Annotated in this window: 17 protein-coding genes and 6 pseudogenes; 18 read left to right on the top strand and 5 right to left on the bottom strand. The window is 68.6% G+C overall.

All coding sequences use genetic code 11. The features are described from left to right. Nucleotides 1-415: 415 nt before the first annotated feature. From cysD to H0I39_RS17235, 11 genes and pseudogenes are all read left to right on the top strand, one after another. A complete protein-coding gene (gene cysD / locus H0I39_RS17275) occupies nt 416-1,363 on the top strand; it encodes a sulfate adenylyltransferase subunit CysD (RefSeq protein ID WP_180551300.1) in 948 nt (315 codons plus the stop codon). Nucleotides 1,364-1,490: 127 nt separating this feature from the next. Then, nucleotides 1,491-2,866: pseudogene (locus H0I39_RS17270) on the top strand (sulfate adenylyltransferase subunit 1). 562 nt (nt 2,867-3,428) lie between these two features. Continuing rightward, nucleotides 3,429-4,994, top strand: a pseudogene (locus tag H0I39_RS22680) (cation-translocating P-type ATPase); the annotation flags it as partial. Nucleotides 4,995-5,079: 85 nt separating this feature from the next. Beyond that, complete coding sequence (locus H0I39_RS23755; protein WP_308645884.1) at nt 5,080-6,183, top strand: HAD-IC family P-type ATPase; 1,104 nt, start codon at nt 5,080-5,082, stop codon at nt 6,181-6,183. Nucleotides 6,184-6,343: 160 nt separating this feature from the next. After that, nucleotides 6,344-6,673, top strand: a complete 330-nt coding sequence (gene fdxA, locus H0I39_RS17260; RefSeq protein ID WP_180551299.1) for a ferredoxin FdxA — start codon at nt 6,344-6,346, stop codon at nt 6,671-6,673. Nucleotides 6,674-6,749: 76 nt separating this feature from the next. Then, nucleotides 6,750-7,812, top strand: a pseudogene (locus H0I39_RS17255) (NAD(P)/FAD-dependent oxidoreductase). A 199-nt stretch (nt 7,813-8,011) separates the two neighbouring features. Continuing rightward, nucleotides 8,012-8,218, top strand: a pseudogene (locus H0I39_RS22665) (PepSY domain-containing protein); the annotation flags it as partial. Nucleotides 8,219-8,441: 223 nt separating this feature from the next. Further along, nucleotides 8,442-8,918 carry a DUF2271 domain-containing protein gene (locus H0I39_RS17245; RefSeq protein WP_180551298.1) on the top strand — a complete coding sequence of 159 codons (477 nt, stop codon included), beginning with the start codon at nt 8,442-8,444 and terminating at the stop codon, nt 8,916-8,918. A gap of 142 nt (nt 8,919-9,060) precedes the next feature. After that, nucleotides 9,061-10,668, top strand: coding sequence for a PepSY-associated TM helix domain-containing protein (locus H0I39_RS17240; RefSeq protein WP_307776835.1), 1,608 nt, complete (start codon nt 9,061-9,063; stop codon nt 10,666-10,668). Between the two features lie 92 nt (nt 10,669-10,760). Beyond that, on the top strand, nt 10,761-11,273 hold the full coding sequence (locus H0I39_RS23490) for a ferredoxin reductase domain-containing protein (protein ID WP_307776921.1): 513 nt from the start codon (nt 10,761-10,763) through the stop codon (nt 11,271-11,273). Beyond that, nucleotides 11,254-12,234, top strand: coding sequence for an FAD:protein FMN transferase (locus tag H0I39_RS17235; protein WP_180551297.1), 981 nt, complete (start codon nt 11,254-11,256; stop codon nt 12,232-12,234). The genes H0I39_RS23490 and H0I39_RS17235 overlap by 20 nt, the downstream gene beginning before the upstream one ends. Nucleotides 12,235-12,249: 15 nt before the next feature. Here H0I39_RS17235 and H0I39_RS17230 read toward each other — a convergent pair whose 3' ends face one another. Further along, on the bottom strand, nt 12,250-12,705 hold the full coding sequence (locus H0I39_RS17230) for a putative toxin-antitoxin system toxin component, PIN family (RefSeq protein ID WP_257645865.1): 456 nt from the start codon (nt 12,703-12,705) through the stop codon (nt 12,250-12,252). Then, nucleotides 12,705-12,956, bottom strand: coding sequence for a type II toxin-antitoxin system prevent-host-death family antitoxin (locus H0I39_RS17225; protein ID WP_180551296.1), 252 nt, complete (start codon nt 12,954-12,956; stop codon nt 12,705-12,707). Before H0I39_RS17225 ends, H0I39_RS17230 begins: the two co-directional genes overlap by 1 nt. A gap of 144 nt (nt 12,957-13,100) precedes the next feature. On the opposite strand from H0I39_RS17225, the gene H0I39_RS17220 reads away from it, so the two are divergent. The 4 genes and pseudogenes from H0I39_RS17220 (at nt 13,101) to H0I39_RS17205 (ending at nt 16,751) form a co-directional block, all read left to right on the top strand. After that, nucleotides 13,101-13,859 (top strand): 3-hydroxyacyl-CoA dehydrogenase, encoded by a 759-nt coding sequence (locus H0I39_RS17220; RefSeq protein ID WP_180551295.1) that lies wholly within the window; start codon nt 13,101-13,103, stop codon nt 13,857-13,859. A 100-nt stretch (nt 13,860-13,959) separates the two neighbouring features. Continuing rightward, on the top strand, nt 13,960-14,232 hold the full coding sequence (locus H0I39_RS17215; RefSeq protein ID WP_257645864.1) for a TfoX/Sxy family protein: 273 nt from the start codon (nt 13,960-13,962) through the stop codon (nt 14,230-14,232). Nucleotides 14,233-14,424: 192 nt separating this feature from the next. After that, nucleotides 14,425-14,766 (top strand): TfoX/Sxy family protein, encoded by a 342-nt coding sequence (locus tag H0I39_RS17210; protein ID WP_180551294.1) that lies wholly within the window; start codon nt 14,425-14,427, stop codon nt 14,764-14,766. A gap of 153 nt (nt 14,767-14,919) precedes the next feature. After that, a pseudogene (locus H0I39_RS17205) lies at nt 14,920-16,751 on the top strand (gamma-glutamyltransferase family protein). An 80-nt stretch (nt 16,752-16,831) separates the two neighbouring features. Here the strand turns inward: H0I39_RS17205 and H0I39_RS17200 are convergent. From H0I39_RS17200 to H0I39_RS17190, 3 genes are all read right to left on the bottom strand, one after another. Next, nucleotides 16,832-17,323, bottom strand: a complete 492-nt coding sequence (locus H0I39_RS17200) for a CreA family protein (protein WP_180551293.1) — start codon at nt 17,321-17,323, stop codon at nt 16,832-16,834. Between the two features lie 263 nt (nt 17,324-17,586). Next, nucleotides 17,587-18,867, bottom strand: a complete 1,281-nt coding sequence (locus tag H0I39_RS17195) for a mechanosensitive ion channel family protein (RefSeq protein ID WP_257645863.1) — start codon at nt 18,865-18,867, stop codon at nt 17,587-17,589. A gap of 777 nt (nt 18,868-19,644) precedes the next feature. Continuing rightward, nucleotides 19,645-21,288, bottom strand: a complete 1,644-nt coding sequence (locus H0I39_RS17190; protein WP_180551291.1) for an acyl-CoA synthetase — start codon at nt 21,286-21,288, stop codon at nt 19,645-19,647. Nucleotides 21,289-21,466: 178 nt separating this feature from the next. On the opposite strand from H0I39_RS17190, the gene H0I39_RS17185 reads away from it, so the two are divergent. The 3 genes and pseudogenes from H0I39_RS17185 to dnaG all read left to right on the top strand — a co-directional run bounded on the left by H0I39_RS17185 (nt 21,467) and on the right by dnaG (nt 25,135). Continuing rightward, the gene (locus tag H0I39_RS17185) at nt 21,467-22,504 is read left to right on the top strand and encodes a cytochrome-c peroxidase (RefSeq protein ID WP_180551290.1); all 1,038 of its coding nucleotides are present in this window, start codon (nt 21,467-21,469) and stop codon (nt 22,502-22,504) included. 10 nt (nt 22,505-22,514) lie between these two features. After that, entirely contained in the window at nt 22,515-22,964 is a 450-nt protein-coding gene (locus H0I39_RS17180; protein ID WP_180551289.1) for a Fur family transcriptional regulator, read from the top strand. A 349-nt stretch (nt 22,965-23,313) separates the two neighbouring features. Continuing rightward, nucleotides 23,314-25,135, top strand: a pseudogene (gene dnaG, locus H0I39_RS17175) (DNA primase). Nucleotides 25,136-25,145 lie beyond the last annotated feature (10 nt).

Genomic DNA, 25,145 nt, shown 5'->3' with positions numbered 1-25,145 from the left:
GCCGCTGCGGCGTTGCGCAGCAATGCCGCCGAGGTCTTCACTTCGGCGCAGGCTCATGTCGCCGAAGGCGGCGTGAAGGACGCACCGGCGTCCGGCCGAAGCCAATATGAGGCGGCCAAGGAGTGCGGACTTCACGTGCGGGGTGATACGGCGCCCCACCCTCACCCCAACCCTCTCCCGCCTGCGGGAGAGGGAGCCAACGGCCGTGAAGCCGCTGTCGCAGAAACCGTTGCACCGGGTGCCCCGCCCACCCTCTTGTCCCCTCTCCCGCTCGCGGGAGAGGGCCAGGGTGCTCCCTCCCCGCTGGGGAGGGTTGGGGTGGGGGCCAGACAGCGCCCCCGCCAGGCAGCCCTCACCCCCGCCCTCTGCCCAAAGGGGCGAGGGAGTCAGAAAGCCGCGCACAAGGAGCCGAGGCATGAACGCCCGCACCCACCCCGATCTGCTGCAAGCCGCCGCGTCGCATCACCTGTCCAACACCCACCTCGACGCGCTGGAGGAAGAAACCATCTTCATCCTGCGCGAAGTCGCCGCCGCCTTCGAGCGCCCCGCGCTGCTATTTTCGGGCGGCAAGGATTCGCTGGTGCTGCTGAAGTGCGCGGAGAAAGCCTTTGGCGCCGGGCGGATTCCGTATCCGCTGCTGATGATCGACACCGGCCACAACTTCCCGGAAGTGACCGATTTCCGCGACCAGCGCGCAGCGGAACTGCAGGCCGAGCTGATCGTGCGCAGCGTCGAGGACAGCATGGCGCGCGGCACGGTGCGCCTGGCGCACGCGGGCGAATCGCGCAACGCGCACCAGTCGGTCACGTTGCTGGAGGCGATCGACGAATTCCGCTTCGACGCCCTGATCGGCGGCGCGCGGCGCGATGAGGAGAAGGCGCGCGCCAAGGAGCGCATCTTCAGCCACCGCGACAGCTTCGGCCAGTGGCAACCCAAGGCCCAGCGGCCCGAGCTGTGGACGCTGTTCAACACGCGCCTGGCGCCGGGCGAGCACTTCCGCGTGTTCCCCATCAGCAACTGGACCGAGCTGGACGTGTGGCAATACATCGAGCGCGAGCGCATCGCCCTGCCCTCGATCTACTACGCGCATCAACGCCCAGTGGTCGAGCGCCGCGGCCTGCTGGTACCCGTCACGCCGCTCACGCCGCCCAAGGACGGCGAACACGTCGAAACCCGCACCGTGCGCTTTCGCACCGTGGGCGACATCACCTGCACCTGCCCGGTGGAAAGCCCCGCCGCCACGCCGGGCCAGATCGTCATCGAGACGCTGGCCGCCGACGTGAGCGAGCGCGGCGCCACGCGCATGGACGACAAGACCAGCGACGCGTCGATGGAAAAGCGCAAGCGCGACGGGTATTTCTGAATCACCAACAGCCGGACGCAGAGGACGCAAAGATCACGCAGAGGACGCAGAAGAAACCGATTCAAAGGGTTTTCTTTTTGCGTCCTCTGCGAAACCTCTGCGTCCTCTGCGTACAAGAAAGCCTTTCATGACAACAACTGATTCCATAGCTGCTCCGGCTTCCCCGCAAGCGCTCCAAGCCAAACAGACACTGAAACCGCGCTGCGCTTCATCACCTGCGGCTCGGTCGACGACGGCAAGAGCACGTTGATCGGCCGCCTGCTGGTCGACACCAAGGCCGTGCTGCAGGACCACCTGGCCGGCGTCACGCGCGGTGGCGAGGCGGATCTGGCCCAGCTCACCGACGGCCTGCAGGCCGAGCGCGAGCAGGGCATCACCATCGATGTGGCCTACCGCTACTTCGCCACCGAATCGCGCAAGTTCATCATCGGCGACGCGCCGGGCCACGAGCAATACACGCGCAACATGGTCACCGCCGCCAGCAGTGCCGACGCGGCGGTGGTACTGGTCGACGCCACCAAGCTGGACTGGCAGCGCGCCGACCTCGCCCTGCTGCCGCAGACGCGGCGCCATTCGCTGCTGTTGAACCTGCTGCGCGTGCCCTCCGTCGTGTTCGCCATCAACAAGCTCGACGCCGTGGCCGATGCCGCGCTGGCCTACCAGCACATCCGCGGCGCGCTGCAGGCCTTTGCCGCCAGCGCGGGCATCACGCCCGCCGCCATCGTGCCGATCTCGGCGCTGAAGGGCTGGAACGTGGTGGACACCGGCCACCAGAACCCCGGCTGGTGCGGCTACGTCGGCCCCACGCTGCTGGAGATTCTGCAAAGGTTGCCCGTCACGCCGCGCGAGACCGAGTTGCCGCTGGCCTTCCCGGTGCAATGGGTCGAGAAGTTCTCTGCCTCGTCCGACACCACGCAGGGCCGCCGCATCTTCTGGGGCCGCGTGGCCACGGGCAGCGTCGCGCCCGGCACGCCGGTGCAACTGCTGCCGGGCGGGCAGACGGCCGTGGTGGCGCAGGTGTTCGACCACGCCCGCGCGCCCAAGGCCATCGCCGCCGGTCACAGCGCCGGCATCGTGCTGGACCGCGAGCTGGACGTGTCGCGCGGCGACTGGATCGTGGCCGCGCCGACGCCGGCTGCTGTGGTCGCCGCCGACGACTTCGAGGACAGCACCCCGCAAGCCGCCTGGCCCACCACGCGCGAGCTGCGCACCACCATCGCCTGGCTCGACGACGAGCCGCTGCTGCCCGGCCGCGTCTACTGGACGCTGCACGGCCACCGCTGGGTCAAGGCCAAGGTGCAGCGCATTGCCGAGCGGCTGAACATCCACACGCTGGCGCGCGAAGACGCCACGCAACTGGAGCCCAACGCCATCGGCCACGTCGATCTGCTGCTGCAGGAGCCGATTCCCGCCACGCCGTTCGCGCACAGCCGCGTGCTGGGCGCGTTGATCCTGGTCGACACCGCCAGCCACCGCACGGCCGGCGCGGTGCTGGTGCGCTGAGGGCCACCGGCCTGCGGGGCCGCGCGGCATGGGCCGCGATGACAGCGTTGCAATCCTTCGCGTCACCGAATCATCAAGAACGATAGCTGCTTGCGCCTGATATACAAGGATTTCAGATTGTTTTCACACTGAAAATGCCTTGCAGCGGGCGCCACCAGCTATTGTTTTTGATTGATTGTCAAGCAATCTCAGTGGCGGCGCGGACCGCATCCGTGGTGTGGGCGCGGGCTGGCCCGCGATGAGACGCCTCGTCGCCATCAGCGCTTGATCGCGGGCCAGCCCGCTCCCACAGCACGGTCTGCGACCGCTTGATCACCACGTGTTGTTGATCGCATCGCCGTCGCGTTCCTGCCCCAGCCACCGGCGCCACGCCCACCTTCCGGGCACGGGCGAAGACCACCCCCATAACACCCGCAGCCATCGCGCGTCTACCGTTGCCGGCCGAGCGGGGCTGCCCGATGGCCTTGGCTTGACCTCCATCAAGCCCGCGCCCCAACGGCCGAACCTGGCGCGTGTGGCAGAGTCCCTTGGTTTTCCCCGACACCCAGGAGCCCCCTGCCCGATGCCCGATCCCCGCCGCGCCGCCACCGTTGACGTGCCCCATGCCCTGCCCGCCGCCGACGTGGCTGCCGCCCTGGAGACGGCCCCCGACCACGGCCTGACGCCCGCCGAGGCCGCCCAGCGGCTGCAGCGCCACGGCCCCAACGCCCTGCCCGCGCCACCGCGCCGCACGCTGGCGCAGCGCCTGGGCGCGCAGTTCGCCAACGCGCTGATCATCTTTCTGCTGGCCGGCGCCGCCGTGGCCGGCGCGCTGGGCCACTGGGTGGATGCGGGCGTGATCCTGGCCGTGGTGCTGACCAACGCCATCGTCGGCGTGATGCAGGAGGGCAAGGCCGAGGCCGCCATGGACGCGCTGCGCGACATGCTGTCGCCCCACGCGCGGGTGCTGCGCGGCGGCACGCGGCAGGTGCTGCCGGTGGATGCGCTGGTGCCGGGCGACGTGGTGCTGATCGAGGCCGGCGACCGCGTGCCGGCCGATCTGCGCCTGCTGACGGCGCGCGCGCTGCGCATCGACGAGGCGCTGCTCACCGGTGAATCGGTGGTGGCCGAAAAGTCCACCGCCGCCGTCGCCGCCGACGCGCCGCTGGGCGACCGCGCCGGCATGGCCTGGTCCGGCACGCTGGTGGCCGCGGGCGCGGCGCGCGGCGTGGTCACCGCCACCGGCACGGACACCGAGATCGGCAAGATCAGCCAGATGCTGGGCGCCATCGCGCCGCTGACCACGCCGCTGCTGGCGCAGATCAACCGCTTCGGCCGCCAGATCACCGTGGTGGCGCTGGCGGTGGCGGCGGCGCTGTTCGTGTTCGCCGTCATGGTGCGCGGCTACGACTGGTTGGACGCGCTGATGACCGTGGTGGCGCTGGCCGTGGGCTTCGTGCCCGAGGGGCTGCCGGCGGTCATCACCATCACCCTGGCCATCGGCGTGCAGCGCATGGCGGCGCGCCAGGCCATCGTGCGCCAGCTGCCGGCGGTGGAGACGCTGGGCGCCACCAGCGTGATCTGCTCCGACAAGACAGGCACGCTGACGCGCAACGAGATGACCTGCCGCACCCTGGTCAGCGCCGACAGCCGCGCCCAGGCCAGCGGCGCCGGCTACGCGCCCATGGGCACGGTGCGCCAGCCCGATGGCAGCAAGCCCTGCGCCGACCTGCGCCAGCTGGCGCTGATCGGCCTGCTGTGCAACGACGCCGAGCTGCACGAGAGCGACGACCAGTGGCACGTGACCGGCGACCCGATGGAAGGCGCACTGCTGGCGCTGGCCTACAAGGCGGGCCTGAACGCGCAGACCGAGCACGACGCCCACCCGCGCCGCGACCTGGTGCCCTTCGACGCCGCGCACCGCTACATGGCCACGCTGCACGACACGCCCGATGGCGGCGCGCTGATCGCCGTCAAGGGCGCGCCCGAGCAGGTGCTGGCCATGTGCACCAGCGCCCAGGGCACCGACGGCACGGCGCGGCTGCCGGTCGACGAGGCCGTGTGGGCGGCGCGCGTGGACGACATCGCCGCCGAGGGCGAGCGCGTGCTGGGCTTTGCCTTCGCGCGCCTGCCCGCGCGGCCGGCGCGGCTCGGCGCGGCCGAGCTGCAAGGCCTGAGCTTCGCCGGCCTGATCGGCTTCATCGACCCCGCCGCGGCCCGAGGCCATCGCCGCCGTGGCCGACTGCCAGAGCGCCGGCATCCGCGTGCAGATGATCACCGGCGACCACGCCGCCACCGCCGCCGCCATTGCCGCCCAGCTGGGCCTGGCCGCGCAGCCGGTGGTGGCCACCGGCGCCGAAGTGGAGGCCACGCCCGACCACACCCTGCCCGCGCTGGCCGCGCGCACCGACGTGTTCGCCCGCACCAGCCCCGAGCACAAGCTGCGCGTGGTGCGCGCGCTGCAAAGCCAGGGCGCGGTGGTGGCCATGACGGGCGACGGCGTGAACGACGCGCCCTCGCTCAAGCAGGCCGACGTGGGCATCGCCATGGGGCAGAAGGGCACCGAGGCGGCCAAGGAGGCCTCGCAGGTGGTGCTGGCGGACGACAACTTCGCCTCCATCGTCGCCGCCGTGCACGAAGGCCGCGTGGTGTACGACAACATCCGCAAGGTCATCGCCTGGACGCTGCCCACCAACGGCGGCGAGGTGCTGGCCGTGGCGCTGGCGCTGCTGCTGGGGCTGACGCTGCCGCTGACGCCGGCGCAGATCCTGTGGATCAACATGGCGCTGACCATCACGCTGGGCCTGGTGCTGGCCTTCGAGCCGCCCGAGGACGGCGTCATGCGCCGCCCGCCGCGGCCGCCGCGCGCGCCGCTGATGTCGCCCTTCATGGTGTGGCGGCTGGTGCTGGTGTCGCTGCTGTTCACCGCCGCCGTGTACGCCACCATGGCCTGGGGCCAGTGGCGCGGCATGGACGTCGACGCCACGCGCACCCTGGTCGTCAACGCCTTCTGCGCGCTGGAGATCGCCTACCTGTTCTCGGTGCGCTACCTGCACGGCAGCTCGTTCACCCGGCGCGGCGTGCGCGGCACGCCGGCGGTGTACCTGGCGGTGCTGACGGTGCTGGTGCTGCAGCTGCTGTTCACCTACACGCCGTGGATGCAGGCGCTGTTCAGCTCGCACCCGGTGGGCCTGCTCGATCTGCTGTTCGTCATCGGCCTGGGCGCGTTGCTGATGGTGGTGCTGGAGCTTGAGAAGGCCGCGCTGCGCCGGCTTGACTGGTTCGACGAACTGCGCGCCGCCGCGCCCGCCGCCAAGGCCGCTGCGCCCGCCGGATGAGAGCGCCGCCCAAGCCCTTCCTGACAATGCGGCTACCGGCGCCGCATGGCCGCGGGCGGCTAAAATTGGCCGTTTTCCATGAGCGTTTGCCGGGCCACCCGTCGTTCCACGCGGCAGTCCCCCAACGGCTCGCACACCCCTAGAGCGCACCGAGAAGAACATGACCCACGTCGTCACCGAAGCCTGCATCAACTGCAAATACACCGATTGCGTGGATGTCTGCCCCGTCGATTGCTTTCTGGAAGGCCCGAACTTCCTCACCATCGACCCCGATGAGTGCATCGACTGCGCCGTCTGCATCCCCGAGTGCCCGGTCAACGCCATCTTCGCCGAAGAGGATTTGCCCAAGGACCAGCTGCACATGACCGAGATCAACGCGCAACTGGCGCGCTCGCCCAACTACAAGACGCTGACCAAGCGCAAGGACCCGCTGCCCGACCACGAGGCCTGGGCCAACAAGACGGGCAAGCTGAGCGAGCTGAAGCGCTGACGCACCGCTCTTTCAGATAAAAGCGGTTTGGCGCAGGCCCCACCTGCGCAAGCCGCTTTTGTTTTTGTAGCAAACCATGGCCGCAGACGCCCCGCCCATCGACACCGACGCCCTCATCATCGGCGCCGGCCCGGTGGGCCTGTTCGCGGTGTTCGAGCTGGGGCTGCTGGAGATCGGTGCGCACGTCATCGACGCCCTGCCCCAGCCCGGCGGGCAGCCGAGCGAGCTGTACCCCGACAAGCCGATCTACGACATCCCCGGCATCGGTGTGCAGCGGGCAGGAACTGATCGACGGGCTGATGAAGCAGGCGGCGCCGTTCCAGCCGCAGTTCCACCTGGGGCATCAGGTCAGCACCTTGCAGAAGCAGCCCGACGGGCGCTTTCTGGTCGAAACGCACAAGGGCCTGCGCCTGCTGGCCAGGGCGGTGTTCATCGCCGCTGGCGTGGGCGCCTTCGTGCCCAAGCGCTTGAGCGTCGACGGGCTCGATGCCTTCGAGGACCGCCAGCTGTTCCACAGCGTGGCCGACGCGGCGGCGTTCCGGGGCCAGCACCTCGTCATCGTGGGCGGCGGCGATTCGGCGCTGGACTGGGCCATCCACTTCGCCACCGAACCGGCGCACCTAGCTGCCAGCGTCACGCTGCTGCACCGGCGCGACGGCTTTCAGGCCGCGCCCGCCAGCGTGGCGCGCATGCGCGAGCTGTGTGATGCCGGGCGCATGCGCTTCGTCGTCGGCCAGGTCGACGGCATCGCGCAGCAAGACGGCCGCATGACGGCCATCCAGGTGCTGGGGCCGGACGGCAGCACGTCGCCGCTGCCGCTGGACGCGCTGCTCGTCTTCCACGGCATGAGCCCCAAGCTCGGCCCCATCGCCGACTGGCAGCTGGCGCTGGAGCGCAAGCAACTGGTGGTCGACACCGAGAAGTTCCAGACCAGCGAGCCCGGCATCTTCGCCATCGGCGACATCAACACCTACCCCGGCAAGCGCAAGCTGATCCTGTGCGGCTTCCACGAAGCCACGCTGGCCGCCTACGCGGCGCAGGCACTAATTGCGCCCGGCAAGGAACTGCCGTTCCAGTACACCACCAGCAGCACGCGGCTCCAGCGTCTGCTGGGTGTGAACAGCGCCGTTGATCGCTGAGGCCGGGTCGGCGCCCCCGCCCACGCCGGCGCGCCACACGGTGTACCCGCCAGGGTTTGATCCGGATCAGCACAGGCGGCTTTGACGCGCCGCTTTACCCGCGCGACACATCCGCTTCAGGCGCAGTTCAGACGGCCTTCTGACAATGGCTTCACAGCATGCGAAAGCGCTGTGATGCCTTGAAAAGGAGAGCACCGACATGAAACCCCTTCGCCCCCTCGCCGCCGGCCCGCTGGTTCTGTCGCTGAGCCTGCTCGCCCTGCCGGCCCTGGCCGATGACGACTGCGACGCGCCGGTAAAGCAATGGCAGTCGCGCGATGCCGTGATGCAGATGGCGGCCCGGCAAGGCTGGCAGGTGCAGCGCCTGAAGATCGACGACGGTTGCTACGAACTGCGCGGCCGCGATGCTCAGGGCCGCGCCTTCAAGGCCAAGATCGACCCGCGCACGCTGGCCGTCGTGAAGATGCGGCAGCGTGGCGATGACGACGACCACCGCGAACGCGAACGCCACCGCGAGCACCGGGGCGACCAGACGCCGCGCAGCGCCGCGCCCGCCGATGCCGGCCCGCTGCCCCCGGCGGCTCGCGCGGCAGCATCGAATGAACCCCAACCGAACCGGAGAAACTACCATGCGCAAACCCCTCATGACCACCCTGGCCGCCGCCCTGGCGGTGGCCCTGCCCTCCGTGGCGCAGGCCCGCCCGATGTCGATGTCGATCCCGCTGAAGAACTATGGCGGCGACGGCGCCTACCTGGCCGTGTACGTCACCGACGCCAAGGGTGCTTATGTGCGCACCCTGTGGGTGGCCGGCGGCAAGGCCAAGTACTACAAGCACCTGGCGGACTGGAACCGCCTGTCCGCCGCCGACAGCAAGCGCCTGCAGGGCGTGACCGGCGCCAGCGTGGGCGCCGGCCGCACGCTGAAAGTCACTGCCGACCTGGCCGATGCGCTGATCGACGCCGGCTACGAGATCCGCATCGACGCCGCGGCCGAGGACATGCGCGACAGCCCGTCCGAAATCCGCGTGCCGCTGACCAAGGCCGGCGCGGGCAAGGCGCACGCCGGCAAGCAGTACATCCAGTCGCTCACCTACCAGATTCAGTAAGCCTATCGGCGTCTTCCAAAAGCGCGACAGTGCGCACCGTGCCAAAGAATGCTCCCTCTCCTTCTGGGAGAGGGTGGGGGTGAGGGCTGGCAGCGTGTCATGAATGACGGAACTCTCGATAGAAAAGGAAAGGAAACACCCCATGGCCTGGAGGCAGATTCACCGTTGGCTGGGCCTGATGGCCGGCGCGCTGGCGCTGGTGATCGGCATCACCGGCGCGGTGCTGGCGCTCGACCCAATGATCGCCGCCTGGCAGGCCAGGCCCGCCGCCGCCGATCTGCCGGTGGCCACCCTGGTCGAGCGCGTGTCGGCCACCGTGCCGGGCGCGGAGGAAATCCGCCGCCTGCCTTCCGGCGACATCGTGGTCTACGGCTTCGACAACGGCCAGGCCGTGGCCAGCCGTGTCGACCCGGACAACGGGCAGGTGCTGGGCGAATACCAGGCCTCGCCCCTCATGCGCTGGTTCAGGAACCTGCACCGTTCCTTCCTGCTGGGCGATGCCGGGCGCATCACCGCCGCCGTGGTGGCGCTGTCGATGCTGCTGCTGGCCATCTCCGGGCTGGTGCTGCTGCAGCGCCGCCAGGGTGGCTGGCGCAAGGTGTTCAGCCGGGCGCGCGGCACGGGGCTGCAGCGCCTGCACGTGGTCACCGGGCAAGTGCTGGTGGCCGTGTTGGGCCTGTCATCCGTCACCGCGCTGTTCATGAGCGCCGTCACTTTCGGGCTCATCGACGTGGAGCACGCGGTCGAGCCCAGCGTCGTTTCCACCGCCCCTGCCACCATCCCCACGCCGGCCGCCGCCGCGCCGCTGCAGTTGCTGCAGGACACGCGCGTGGCCGAACTGCGCAAGGTCAACTTCCCCGCCGCCGACGACCCCGAGGACACCTGGCGCATCACCACCGACCGCGGCGAAGGCTGGGTGGACCGCTATTCGGGCCAAACGCTGGCCTGGCAGGACGCCACCACCGCCCAGCGCGTGCAGGACTGGGCCATGGTGCTGCACACCGGCGAAAGCGCCTGGGCCTGGGCGCTGGTGCTGGGCCTGGGGGCCTTAAGCATCCCGCTGTTCTGGGTCACGGGCCTGCTGCTGTGGCTGCAGGCGCGCCGCCTGGTACCCCGCATCGGCGACAACAGCGCGCTGCCGCAGGCCGACACGCTGATCTTCGTCGCCAGCGAGAACGGCAGCACCTGGGGCTTTGCCGAGGCGCTGCACACCGCATTGGTGGGCGCCGGCCACAAGATGCACACCAGCGGGCTGGAAAACTTCCGCGCCGGCGCCACTGCGCAGCAAATCTTCGTGCTGGCCGCCACCTACGGCGACGGCCAGGCGCCTGCACACGCGGCCCGCGCGCTGGAGCGCATTGCGCAAACCCCGCCACCGCCGCACGCGTGGCCGTGCTGGCCTTCGGCGACCGTGCCTTCGACGCCTTCTGCGCCTACGGCCAGACGGTGGACCAGGCGCTGCGCGCCAAGGGCTGGGCCACGCTGCTGCCCATGGAGCGCATCCACCAGCAGTCGGCGCAGGAGTTCGCGCGCTGGGGCGAAGCCGTGGCGCAGGCGCTGGGCCAGCCGCTCGCTATCGACTACCGCCCGCGCCTGCCGGCGACGACCGAGCTGCAACTGCTGTCGCGCCAGGACTTCGCCGGCGGCGACGATCAGCCCGCCACCATCCTGCGCTTCGCTTGGGCCCCGCAGAGCTGGACGGATCGCCTGCGCGGCCGTGGCCTGCGGCACTTCGCGGCAGGCGATCTGATCGGCGTGCTGCCACCGGACTCCGCGGTCCCTCGCTTCTATTCGCTCGCATCCGGCTGGCAGGACGGCTTCGTCGAAATCTGCGTGCGCAAGATGCCGGGCGGCCTGTGCTCGGGCTACCTGCACGGCCTGCAACCGGGTGCGCGCATCCAGGCCTTCATCCGCCCCAACCCGGCGTTCGCCATCGAATCGACCCGCGCCCCGGTGATGCTGATCGGCGCCGGCACTGGCGTGGCGCCGCTGGCGGGCTTCATCCGCGACAACGCGCGCGGCGTGCCCATGCACCTGTACTACGGCGTGCGCGATCCGCAACTGGACTACTTCTTCGGCACCGAGATCGAGCAATGGCTGAAGGAGCAACGCCTGGCCAGCCTGCGCACCACCTTCTCGCGCGTGCCGGAGGGCGGCGGCTACGTGCAGGACGCCCTGCGCCGCGATGCGGACCGGCTGCGCCAGCTGATCGGCGATGGCGCCATCGTGCGCGTGTGCGGCAGCCGCACCATGGCCCAGGGCGTGGCACAGGTGCTCGACGGCATCCTGGGCAGCATCTCTTTGAGCGTTCAGCAGCTCAAGGCACGGGGGCGCTATGCCGAAGACACTTTCTGAGCCGGCGGCGGTGCTCCAGCGCATCAAGCTGCACGGCCCCACCATGGCCACGCGCTGGTCGGTGCTGTGCGACGTCGATCCGCAACTCGACCAGAACGCGTTGCGCAACGCGCTGGCCGCCGCCGTCGAGCGTGTGGACCAGCAGATGTCGCCCTGGAAACCCGACAGCGACCTGATGCGCCTGAACCGCGCCACGCCGGGCGAATGGGTCAGCCTGCCGCCCGAGATCATGGCCGTGCTGGCGCGCGCCCTCGAGATCGCGCGCCTTTCCGACGGCGCCTTCGACCCCGGCGTGGGCGCGCTGGTCAACGCCTGGGGCTTTGGGGCCGAGCGCGACGACCCGGATGCCGCCGCCATCCGCGTGGCCAGGCAATGGGGCCAACCGCCCGCCCATCAGTCGCTGGAACTGTATCTGGCCGCCGGGCGTGCCCGCAAGCACGCCGACGCGCTGTTCGACCTGTGCGGCATCGCCAAGGGCTACGGCGTCGACCAGATGACCGCCGTGCTGCAAGCCCACGGCGTGGCGCACGCGCTGGCCGCGCTCGACGGCGAGTTGCGCGCGCTCGGCACGCAGGCCAGCGGCGAGCCCTGGGCCGTGGCGGTGGAAAGCCCCGAGCCCGGCCGGCGTGCCGCGCGTGGCGTGATCGAACTGGCCGACCTGGCCGTCGCCACCTCGGGCGACTACCGGCGCTGGGTGCAGATCGGCGACGCACGCCTGTCGCACACCATGGACGGGCGCCGCGCTGCGCCGGTGAACAACGGCGTCGCCTCCGTCACCGTGCTGGCCACAGATTGCATGAGCGCCGACGCCTGGGCCACCGCCCTGCTGGTGGCCGGCCCGGCCGAGGGCATGGCGTTGGCGCAGCGCATGCGGCTGGAGGCGCTGTTCATCGTGCGGCGCGAGGAGCGCTGGGTGGAGATGGGGCTGGGGCGCTTTGCGGTGGCGGGTGTGGGCAGCTGACCAGGTGCTCCATGCTCAGCCAGCGCAGCGCTCCAACGCATGGGCCGGCGTGATGATCTCCACCGCTTCAACCCGCCCCAGCACCAGCAAGTCCTGATCCCCGCTGACGAGCCACCCTGCGCCGCCTGCCGCCGCCGTGTGGATGAACACGTCGTCTTCCGCATCGCGGCTATACCGCGCAGCGCCCTCAGGCTTGACCCAGTCGGCCACGGCGGACAGGTCGGCCAGCAACCGGCGCCGCGCACCGAGCGTGATGTAGCGGTCGAACTTGGGTTTCCACAGCCTCGTTTCCAGTTCGGCGAACGTCGCGTCTGAAAACACCAGGCGACTGCACACCAGCAACCGATGCAGCAGGCGTGCGGGACCCGAGCCCGACAGCAGCGCGGCGCTGATGATGACGTTGGTATCGAGCACCACGCGCGAAGGCACGCTGCCTGCAGGCGGCGCCGCCGGCGACGGCATGGCCGCCATCAGCTTTCGTCGGCCAGCAGTTCGCCCAGTCCCTCGGCCGTCAGGCCTTGCGCGGCGGCGTGTGCCCCGGTTTCCGCCAGGGTGTGCTGCAGGCGGTTGGCATAGAAGGCGCGCATGGCTTCGTAATCCTGCGCGGACACCATCACGCCCACCACGCGGTCGCGCCGCGTCACGCGCACGGGCTCGCGCTGCGCCGCGTCGAGAAAGGCGCCGAAGTTGACTTTGGCTTCGTTGGCGGAAAAGGTCTGCATGATCGCCTCAAACAATCCAATCGATCAATTTGATCATTTTAATCGCTTCAACATCCATGCTCAAGCCCATCGAATGGGTGTGACGCCCGCGCCGATAATCTTGCAGCCATCCCCCGAATTCACGACATCAAGAGGAGCACATCCATGCAGATCAAGGACAAGGTTTTCATCGTCACCGGCGGCGCGTCGGGCCTGGGCGAAGGTACGGCGCGCATGCTGGCGGCCGAAGGCGCCAAGGTGGTCATCGCCGACATGCAGGTTGAGAAGGGCGAGGCCGTGGCCAAGGACATCGGCGGCAGCTTCGTTAAGTGCGACGTCAGCAGCGAGGCCGATGGCCAGGCCGTGGTGGCCAAGGCCACGTCGCTGGGCAAGCTGATGGGCCTGGTCAATTGCGCCGGCATCGCGCCGGCCGAGAAGACGGTGGGCAAACGCGGCCCGCACAAGCTGGACGTGTACACCAAGACGATCATGGTCAACCTGGTCGGCACCTTCAACATGATCCGCCTGGCGGCCGACGCCATGTGCAAGAACGAACCGGAAAGCACCGGCGAGCGCGGCGTGCTGATCAGCACCGCCAGCGTGGCCGCCTACGACGGGCAGATCGGCCAGGCAGCGTACGCCGCCAGCAAGGGCGGCGTGGTCGGCATGACGCTGCCGATCGCCCGTGACCTGAGCCGCAACGGCATCCGCAACATGACGATCGCGCCCGGCATCTTCGGCACGCCGATGCTGATGGGCATGCCGCAGGAAGTGCAGGACGCGCTGGCGGCGATGGTGCCCTTCCCTTCGCGGCTGGGCACGCCGGCCGATTACGCGAAATTAGTCAAGCACATCATCGAGAACGACATGCTGAACGGCGAGGTGATCCGGCTGGATGGCGCGATCCGGATGGCGCCGAAATAAAGCACCACCGGTTGTAGGAGCGGGCTTGCCCGCGATGGGGCGTTTCCTCGATCAGGAAGTCATCGCGGGCAAGCCCGCTCCCACAGAAACACAGCAGCCCATGTCCACCCGCCCCGAAACGCTCGACTTTCTGCTCGACCAGATCGGCACGCTGCCGCAGGTGCGCACCCGGCGCATGTTCGGCGAGTACTGCGTCTACCTTCATGAGAAGCCGACCGCCTTCGTGTGCGACGACCAGTTGGTCGTGAAGATCACCGACGCCGGCCGCACCTTGCTGCCGCAGCCGGTGTACGGGCAGCCCTACCCCGGCGCCAAGGCTTTCTGCTGCGGCCCGATGAATGGGAAGACCGCGAGGCACTGTGCGATCTGCTGATGACCACCGCGCAGGCCCTGCCGCTGCCCAAGCCGCGCCAGTCGCGTGCGAAGGTTGGACGATGAAGCCACTATTCAAACGATAGCTGCCAGAGCTTGTTAAACAATGATTTCAGGCCATTTTCTCTTGAATTTAGCTTGTGCCGGGCGCCAGCCGCTATCAAAACAATAACGATTCACCACCCTGCCCGCCATGCCCACGCGCCCCGAAACGCTGCAGTTCCTGCTGGACCAGCTGGCCAGCCTGCCGGGCGTGCGAGTCAGCAAGACCTTCGGCGAATACTGCCTCTACGTCGACGGCCGCTCGGTCGGTTTCGTCTGCAACGACCAGCTGTTCCTCAAACCCACCGACGCCGGCCGCGCCGTGCTGGGCCAGCCGGTGCTGGGCGCGCCCTACCACTGGGTGCAGACGCCGCACTACCTGCTGAGCGCCGACCGCTGGGACGACCGCGATGCGATGCATGCCGCGGTGATGGCCACCGCCGGCGCGCTGCCATGCCCCAAGCCGCGCAAGCCGAAGGCGGCCGCCCGCTGAAGCACCCTCCTCACCAATAAGCTACTACTTATATAGCTGTCCGCGCCTGTCCAGCAAGCGCTGGCGGCCTGTTCGGCTTGCAAGAATTTCGGGCCGCAGGTGTCCAACCGGGTTAGGATGAACCTCTTTTTCGATCACAAGAGGAGACGCCCCATGCCCATGCCCACGCCCCGCCTGTTCGCCCTCAGTGCCCTGGCCACCGCCACCCTGCTGGCCGGTTGCGCCAGCAGCAGCCACTTCCGCTACACGCCGCCGCCGGCCGCGCCGATCACGCCCGAGGGCGGATCGGGCTGGACCGACAAGCCCGGCTGGGCCACCGAAAAATTCGCCGTCGCCGCCGCCAACCCGCTGGCCACCGACGCCGGCTACCAGGTGCTGAAGGCGGGCGGCAACGCCATCGACGCGGCGGTGGCGGTGCAGATGGTGCTGAGCTGGTCGAGCCGCAATCCAGCGGCATCGGCGGCGGCGCCTTTCTGCTGCACAGCAGTGGGCGCGAGCTGGTGGCCTGGGACGGCCGCGAGACCGCGCCGGCTGCTGCCACCGAAAAGCTGTTCATCGGCGCCGACGGCAAGCCCATGCCCTTCTACGACGGCGTGGTCGGCGGCCGCTCGGTCGGCGTGCCAGGCACGGTGCGCATGCTGGAGCAGGCGCACCGGGCACACGGCCGCCTGCCGTGGGCGCAGCTCATCCAGCCCGCCATCCAGCTGGCCGAACAGGGCTTTCAGGTCAGCCCGCGCCTCGCCACCATGCTGGCCAACGAGAAACACCTGATCAAGGACCCGGTGGCCGCGAAATACTTCTACGACGCCGCCGGCAAGCCCTGGCCCGTGGGCCATGTGCTGAAGAACCCCGAGCTGGCCGAGGTGCTGCGCGGCATTGCGGCACGCGGCTCGGCCGCCTTGCTGCAAGGCCCGTTGGCGCAGGCCATCGTCGACAAGGTCACGCGGCACGCCAACCCCGGCCAGATGACGCTGGCCGACCTGGCCAACTACCAACCCAAGCGCCGCGCCCCGCTGTGCCACGACCTGGCCGCGGCCGGCAAGACGGTGGAGGTGTGCGGCTTCCCGCCGCCGTCATCGGGCGCCATCGCCATCGGCCAGATCCTCGGCATCCTGGCGCAGACGCCCGGCGCCGCCATGAAGCCGGACGCCGCCGGCCTGCCCACCGCCGACTGGCTGCACTACTACACCGAGGCCGCGCGCCTGGCCTTTGCCGACCGCGCGCAGTACGTGGCCGACCCCGATTTCGTGCAGCCGCCCGCCGGCAGCTGGATGAGCCTGCTCGACCCTGCTTACCTGAAAAGCCGCGCCGCGCTCATCGGCGCGCAGAGCCTGAAGGTGGCGCAGCCCGGCCAGCCCGGCGCGCTGAAGATCGGCTTCGCGCCCATGCCCGAGCAACCCGAATACGGCACCAGCCACATCAGCATCGTCGACGCGCACGGCAACGCGCTGGCGATGACGACGACCATCGAGGACGCCTTCGGCGCGCGCCAGATGGTGAAGGGCTTCCTGCTGAACAACGAGCTGACCGACTTCAGCTTCGCGCCCACCAGCGCCGACGGCCAGCCCATCGCCAACCGCGTGCAGCCGGGCAAGCGCCCGCGCTCGTCGATGGCGCCCACGCTGGTGTTCGAGAAGAACGCCGACGGCTCGCGCGGCCCGCTGCTGATGAGCGGCGGCAGCCCCGGCGGCGCGCTCATCATCCACTACACCGCCAAGACGCTGCACGGCGTGCTGAACTGGGGCCTGACGCCGCAGCAGGCCATCAACCTGCCCAATTTCGGCAGCACCAACGGCCCCAGCCTGCTGGAGGAGAAGAAGTTTCCGCCCGCCACCGTCGAAGCGTTGCGCACGCGCGGCGCCGAAGTGCGCGAGATGAACATGACCAGCGGCCTGCAGGCCATCACCCGCGCCAACGTGCACGGCAAGCCCATGTGGCTGGGCGGCGCCGATCCGCGGCGCGAGGGTGTGGTGTTGGGTGACTGAGCGGCGCGAGAGCCGCCGCCTCGTCAACCAGCAGCGGGCAGCGCCGGTGCAGGCGTTGCCCGTTTTTTGTCAGGCGTGGCTCAGGGCTTGACGGGGATCGGCGTCGCCCGGTCGATGGGCACCGCGGTCAGGCTGTTCTGCGGCGAGCCGTCGATGAGCTTTTCGGAGTACGTCAGGTACACCAGCGTGTTGCGCGGCGCATCCACCATGCGCACCACGCGCAGGCGCTTGAACAGCACCGACATGCGCTCGGAGAACACCTCGTCCTCCTGCCGCAGCGGCGCGCTGAAGCTGATGGGCCCGACCTGGCGGCAGGCGATCGAGGCCTCGGCGCGGTCCTCGGCCAGGCCCAGCCCGCCCTTGATGCCGCCGGTGCGCGCCCGCGAGACATAGCAGGTCACGCCCTCGACCAGCGGGTCGTCGTAGGCCTCGACGACGATCTTGTGGTTGGGGCCGAGCAGCTGGAAGGCGGTGCTCACGTCGCCGATCTGCTGCGCACCGGCGCCGGCGGTGGCAGCCAGCAGCAGCGCGGCGGCGGCGGTGCGCCGGGCATGGAAACAGGCGATAGCCATTTGGCGCGGATTGAAGGTATCAAACCGATAGCTTCTTGCGCCCGGCAGCCGGGCGCTAGATGTGTTTTTCATGCTCATGAATATTCTCCAGGTCCCCCTGCCGGATGCAGGCCTGCAGGACCGGGGCGCGCATTGTCGCCGCGCGCTCATGCAGTGTTGCGTTCAAAACGATGACCGATGACGAACCGCCGCTTTGTCATTGAAGCGCAGCGAAGTCATTCGTCATTCGTCATTCGTCATTCTTGAAAGCGCATGCGCATCCATCACTCGCGCGGCGCCGCCGCCGTTGCAGCCACCGCGCCCGCGCCCGTCCCGTGCACGGCCAGCCCACCGCCCAGCGCGCGCATGTCGGCGCCGCCCGGCGCCTGGAAGGCGCGCAGCCCGAACTCCGGCAGGATCGCCAGCAGGTGGTCGAAGATGTCGCTCTGGATGGTCTCGTAATCCACCCACGCCGTGGTGTTGGTGAAGCAGTACAGCTCCAGCGGCACGCCCTCCGGCGTGGGCTGCAGCATGCGCACCATCAGCGTCATGTCGGGGTGGATGCCGCTGTTGGCCTTCAGGTAAGCCAGCACGTAGGCGCGGAAGGTGCCGATGTTGGTCAACCGGCGCCGGTTGGCCGGCACGCGGCCCAGCACCTCGCCCAGCTCGCGCAGCTTCATGGCGCGCGAGATCTTCACCGCGTCGGCTTTCTCCTTCACGTAGTCGGCAATCAGCTTGACGTGGCCCAGGCGCTCGATCTGCTCGTCGGAGAGGAAGTGGATCGAGCCGGCGTCGATCATCAGCGTGCGCTTGATGCGCCGCCCGCCCGACTCCTGCATGCCGCGCCAGTTCTTGAAGCTCTCGCTCATCAGCTTCCAGGTGGGAATGGTGACGATGGTCTTGTCCCAGTTCTGCACCTTGACGGTGTTCAGCGCGATGTCGATCACCGCGCCATCGGCGCCGGCCTGCGGCACCTCGATCCAGTCGCCCACGCGCAGCATGTCGTTGCCTTCGATCTGCAGGCCGGCGGCAAACGACTTGATGGTGTCCTGAAACACCAGCATCAGCACCGCCGACATGGCACCGAAGCCGGACAGCACGATGAACGGCGACTTGTCGGCCAGCGCGGCGATCATGATGACCACGGCCGCAATCGCCACCACCAGCTGCCCCATCTGCACGTAGGCCTTGATGGAGCGCGCCGCGTCGCCGTGCCGGTCGTGCACGTGCAGCGCCACGTCCAGCATCTTGAACAGCGTGCGCGCGATGAACAGCACGATCAGCGCGCCGGCGACGTTCTCGATCACCGTCACCACCACGGCCGGCAGGTGCGGCACGAAGCGCACCGCCAGCAGCACCAGCAGCGCCGGCGCGATCTGCGCCACGCGGCGCAGCACGGCGCGGTCCAGCAGCACGGCACTGAAGCCCGTCGCGCCCGCCGCCACGCCCAACCGGGCGACACCGCGCGTGAGCACCAGCTGCACCAGCAGCTGCACCACCCAGGCCAGCAGCAACAGCCCGGTCAGCCCGAAAGCGGCCTGCGCCCAGGGCTGCGACAACGACAAGGCGTCAAACTCCAAAACGATGGTCTCCGTGGTGTGGGGTTCAGCGCCGGCGTTCAGCGAACCGACACCGGACGATGCTGCCGCCGCGCTGTGACGCAGTGACGACGACCGGCGCTGCAAGCACCGCTTGCGCAATCAGAGGGAAAGTCTATACGAGGAAGAAGGTCGCAAGGCTTATCCGATCTGCGCAGGCAGCTACTTTATGAATAGCGTGCTGCCTGGCGAGCAGCCAGTTGGGCGCTGACACGCCGGCTGGAGTCGATTTTATTTTCATAGTGGCTTGCGCACGTATTTCAAGGGGTTTAAGGAATAAAGACCTGAAATACTTTGGTCACGGGCGCAGGCAGCTATGGTTTTTGAACTCGTTTACCCTCACCCCAACCCTCTCCCGCCAGCGGGAGAGGGAGCAAGAAGACGCGCCGCGCGAAGCAGCGGCGCCAACCAAGCCAAGACCGAGCGCAGCGATGGCCCGAAGGGACTTCAACTCCCTCTGGCCGTGCCGAGAAGCGCAGGGCGTGGGGCGGGCGCGGCAGCGCAGCATGCCGCGCTTCGTGCTCTGACTCGCTGCGGTTGTCTGAGCGGCGTGAGCGCAGCGAACAAAGCGAGTTCCGCAGCGCCGCCCCACGCCCGAGCATCGCAGGTTGCCCGCAGCGAAGCGGAGGGACACGGCCAGTGGGGTCGCCTTTTTTGGTTACTTTCTTTTGGCGAGACAAAAGAAAGTGACTGCGCCGCCGGGCGCACATCCCGGCCAGCAGCGCCCCCAACACCCCAACAAAATCAAACGTCAATGGCCGTCGCAGACCCCGCCGCCTTGCGCAACTCAAACTTCTGAATCTTCCCCGTCGACGTCTTCGGCAGCTCCCCGAACACGATGTAGCGCGGCACCTTGAACCCCGCCAGGTGCTGCTTGCAATGCGCCACGATGTCTTCCTTGGTCACCTCGGCACCGGGTTTGAGCTCCAGGAAGGCGCAGGGTGTCTCTCCCCACTTGTCGTCCGGCTTGGCCACCACCGCGGCCGCCAGCACGGCAGGGTGACGGTACAGCACATCCTCCACCTCGATCGACGAAATGTTCTCGCCGCCCGAGATGATGATGTCCTTGCTGCGATCCTTGATCTTGATGTACCCATCGGGGTACTGCACCGCCAGGTCGCCCGAGTGGAACCAGCCACACGCAAACGCTTCTTCGGTCGCCTTCGGGTTCTTCAGATAGCCCTTCATGGCGATGTTGCCGCGGAACATGATCTCGCCCATGGTCTCGCCGTCCATCGGCACCGGCTGCATCGTCATCGGATCCAGCACGCGCGCATCGCGCTGCAGGTGGTAACGCACGCCCTGGCGCGCGTTCAGGCGCGCGCGCTCGCCGATGTCCAACTCGTCCCACGCGGCGTGCTTGGCGCACACCGTGGCCGGGCCGTACACCTCGGTCAGGCCGTACACGTGCGTCAGGTCGAACCCCATCTGCTCCATGCCCTCGATCATCGAGGCCGGCGGCGCGGCGCCCGCCACCATGCACTTCACGCCGGCCGGCACGCCCTTTTTCATTTCATCGGGTGCGTTCACCAGCAGCCCGTGCACGATGGGCGCGCCGCAGTAATGCGTCACGCCGTGGTGGCGGATAGCGTCGAAGATCGCCTTGGCCTCCACGCGCCGCAGGCAGACGTTGACGCCCGCGCGCGCCGCGATGGTCCACGGAAAGCACCAGCCGTTGCAGTGGAACATCGGCAGCGTCCACAGATAGACGGCGTGCTTGGGCAGGTCCCACTCCAGGATGTTGCTGATGGCGTTGGTCGCCGCGCCGCGGTGGTGGTAGACCACGCCCTTGGGGTTGCCCGTGGTGCCCGAGGTGTAGTTGAGCGCAATCGCGTCCCACTCGTCGGCCGGGTACTTCCACGCGAACTTCGCATCGCCCTGCGCCACGAAGGCTTCGTAGGTGACGCTGCCGATCTTGGTGCCCTCGCCATACAGCGCGTCTTCCACGTCGATCACCAGCAGCGGCGCGGTCGATGTACGCAGCGCCAGCGCCTTCTTCACGATGCCCGCGAACTCGGGGTCGACGATGATGGCCTTGGCCTCGCCGTGGTCCAGCATGAAGGCCACGGCCTCGGGATCAAGCCGCGTGTTCAGCGTGTTCAGCACCGCGCCGGCCATGGGCACGCCGAAGTGCGCCTCCACCATCGGCGGGGTGTTGGGCAGCATGGCGGCCACGGTGTCGTTCTTGCCGATGCCGTGCTTTTGCAGCGCGCTGGCCAGCTGGCGGCAGCGGTCGTAGGTCTGGGCCCAGTTCTGGCGCAGCTCGCCATGCACGATGGCCAGCTTGTCGGGGTAGACCTCGGCCGTGCGCTGGATGAAGGCCAACGGGGTGAAGGGGGCGAAGTTGGCTTCGGTGCGGGGCAGATCGGTGTCGTAGATGCTGGCCATGACGGGTCTCCTTGTGGTTCGGCAAATGATACCCAGCCCCTCACGGCGGACTGACAGGAGCTGAACGCCCTGGGGTTGATCCATCGCAATATCTCCACCGGGTATGCCGGACACAATCGCTGTTACATGATCTGGATGCTGTCCAGTTCGCACTGGTTCACCAACCGAAGGAGTCCCCATGAAGAAGCTGAAGCCCCTTTCCGCCGCCGCCCTGGCCGCTGCCCTCGCCCTGGCGGTCGGGTTCCAGGCGCAGGCCCAGAAGCCGCGCGACGAGCCGATCCAGCCCATCGAGCCGGCCAAGGTGACCGATCCGGCCAAGGTGCAGCTGGGCAAGAAGCTGTGGTTCGACCCGCGCCTGTCGCGCTCGGGCTTCATCTCGTGCAACTCGTGCCACAACCTCAGCATGGGCGGCTCCGACAACGTGGCCGCCTCGGTGGGTGACCGCTGGCAGAAGGGCGGCATCAACTCGCCCACCGTGCTCAACGCCGTGCTCAACATCGCCCAGTTCTGGGACGGCCGCGCCAAGGACCTGGCCGACCAGGCCGGCGGCCCCATCGAGAACCCGATCGAGATGAACTCCACGCACGCCGCCGCCGTAGCCACGCTGCAGTCCATCCCGGGCTATGTGGAAGAGTTCAAGAGCATCTACAAGGTCGACAAGATCGACATCAAGCAGGTCACCGACGCGCTGGCCACCTTCGAATCCACCCTGGTCACCCCCAACTCGCGCTTCGACAAGTGGCTGAAGGGCGACAACAAGGCCATCACCGACGTCGAGCTGAAGGGCTACGAGCTGTTCAAATCCACCGGCTGCGTGGCCTGCCATAACGGCCCCAACGCGGGCGGCAACATGTTCATGAAGATGGGCGTGGTGCAGGCCTACAAGACCGACCACCCGGCCGAGGGCCGCTCGGCCGTGACCGGCAACGAGATCGACCGCTTCACCTTCAAGGTGCCGACGCTGCGCAACGTGGAGCTGACCTACCCCTACTTCCACGACGGCGCCGCCAAGACGCTGACCGAGGCCGTCGACATCATGGGCCGCCTGCAGCTGGGCCGCACCTACACGAAGGAAGAAAACGCGCAGATCGTCGCCTTCCTGAAGACGCTGACCGGCGACCAGCCGCAGATCACGCTGCCGATCCTGCCGGTGTCGAGCGACAAGACGCCGCGCCCCGACCCGTTCGCGCCCATCGTGGCGCCGATGAAGAAGTAAGATCGACGGCATGAACCGCCGCCCCGCGCCCGACCTGGACCTGGTGCAGCGCCTGCGCAGTGCAGGCCTGCAGCCCACGCGCCAGCGCCTGGCCGTGGCGGCGGTGATGTTTGCGCAGCCCGTGCACCTGACGGCCGAGCAGGTGGTCAAGACCTTGCACGGCGGCGCGCCGACCGTGGCCGATGTGGACGCCACCCCGATCTCGCGCGCCACCGTCTACGCCACGCTGGCGCAGTTTGCCGAGGCCGGCCTGCTGCGCGAGCTGCACAGCGGCACCGGCGCCGTGGTGTACGACAGCAACCCTACGCTGCACCCGCATTGGGTGGATGTGGAAACCGGCCAGGTGCACGACCTGCCGCCCGGTGTGCGTCTTCAGGTGTCGGGCATCGACACCCTGCCCGCCGGCCTGCAGGTGCAGGACGTGCAGCTGATGCTGCGCGTGAAGACCAGCGCGGCCTGAGCGGTCGAGCGCCCCTGCCTCGCCGCCTGCCATGCTGGCGATGCTTTTGTTTTGATAGTGGCCTGCGCTCGTCCAGCAATGGTTTCAAGCATAAAACACCTGAAATCATTATCTGACGAGCGCTAGCAGCTATCATTCTTGCTTGATCGGCAACAAGTCTCCGATGACGCACGACCCTCATCTGCTGTGTGGGAGCGGGCTTGCCCGCGATCAGGCGTTGGTGGCGATCAAGCCGCCGGATCGCGGGCAAGCCCGCTCCCACAACACGGTCTGAGACTTGGTGCCAATCAAGCATTCTTGATGGTTTCCTGGCCATCGCCCACCACAGGCCATCGGTCAGAATAGCCGCGTGGCCATCCCCCAGCATTTCATCCAGGAGCTTCTGGCGCGCGCCGACGTGGTCGAGATCGTCGGCCGCTACGTGCAGTTGAAGAAGACCGGGGCCAACTTCTCGGGCCTGTGCCCGTTCCACAGCGAGAAATCGCCCTCGTTCACCGTCAGCCCGTCCAAGCAGTTCTACCACTGCTTCGGCTGCGGCAAGAACGGCAACGCCATCGGCTTCCTGATGGACCACACCGGCGCCGGCTTCGTCGAGGTGGTGCACGAGCTGGCCCAGCAGTACGGCATGCAGGTGCCCGAGGACGATCGCAGCCCCGCCGAGCGCGCCCGCGCCGCGCAGGAAACCGAAAAGCGCCACACCCTCACCGACGTGCTGTCGCGCGCGGGCGAAGCCTACAAGAGGCACCTCAAGGACAGCCCCCGCGCCATCGATTACCTGAAAAAGCGCGGCCTGTCGGGCGCCGTGGCGCGCGACTTCGGCCTGGGCTACGCGCCCGAAGGCTGGCGCACGCTGGCCAGCGTGTTCCCCGACTACACCGATCCGCTACTGGCTGAAAGCGGCCTGGTCATCGTCGGAGAGGACGACGCCGACAAGCGCTACGACCGCTTCCGCGACCGCATAATGTTCCCCATCCGGAGCGTCAAGGGCGAAGTCATCGGCTTCGGCGGCCGCGTGCTGGGCGACGAGAAGCCCAAATACCTGAATTCGCCCGAAACCCCGGTGTTCCACAAGGGCCGCGAGCTGTACGGCCTGTTCGAGGCCCGCGCCGCCCTGCGCGACTACGGCTACGCCCTGGTCACCGAAGGCTACATGGACGTGGTGGCGCTGGCCCAGCTCGGCTTCGGCAACGCCGTGGCCACGCTGGGCACGGCCTGCACGCCCGAGCACGTGCACAAGCTGTTCCGCTTCACCGAGCAGATCGTGTTCAGCTTCGACGGCGACGCCGCCGGCCGCCGCGCCGCACGCAAGGCGCTGGAGGCCGCCCTGCCCCTGGCCACCGACACGCGCAGCGTCAAGTTCCTGTTCCTGCCGCCCGAGCACGACCCCGACAGCTTCATCCGCGCCGAAGGCAGCGATGCCTTTGCCGACGCCGTGAAAGGCGCCGTGCCCCTGTCGCGCTTTTTGCTGGAAGCCGCGGCCGAAGACTGCGACATGGAGACGGCGGAGGGCCGGTCGCACTTCGCCGCCAATGCCCGGCCGTTGTGGCAGCTGCTGCCGCCCGGCACGCTGGCACAGCAGCTGCTGGGCGAGATCGCGGCGCAGGTGCAGATCGGCGTGCATGAGCTGGAGCAGCTGTGGGACATCCGCCGCGCGCCACGCAGAAGCTATGAAAAAGAGCTACCCGCGCCCGACTGACGGCCACTACAGCCCTAAGAGGCCTGAAAAAGCCGCCCCGCCCCGCCGCCACCTGCGCGGCCAGCCCGCCAGCCGCGCCAGCCGCGCGCTGCAGATCGTGCTGACAGAGGCCAGCGCCTGGGACCGCCTGAGCCAGGACGAACACGTGCTGCTGTGCGACCTGCCGCCGCCGCACGGCCCGCTGTTCACCTGGCTGGCCGGGCAGGCGCTGGACCATGGCCCCCAGCCCTGGAGCGCGCTGCGCGAAGCCTTGCGCGGCCACGAGCACGAGGCCTTTGCCGTCGACGAAGTGGCCAAGCTGCCGCCCGACATCGTGTCGGAGCCCGACGAATTGCACGGCATTCTGGGCACCGAGCGGCGCGAGCAACTCAAGCGCCGCATGGACGACGCCCTGGCGGCGGGCGATCTGCCGCGTTACCAGGCGCTGCTGCGCCAGTTGACGGATGCCGACGCGCCGGGCGCCGGCAACCCTTGAAATCGGCGCT

The organism is Ottowia beijingensis, from assembly GCF_013423955.1.
Lineage (GTDB): Bacteria > Pseudomonadota > Gammaproteobacteria > Burkholderiales > Burkholderiaceae_C > Ottowia > Ottowia beijingensis.
Note: the sequence above shows the minus strand (reverse complement) of the source record. Positions and strands in the feature narration are given on the sequence as shown.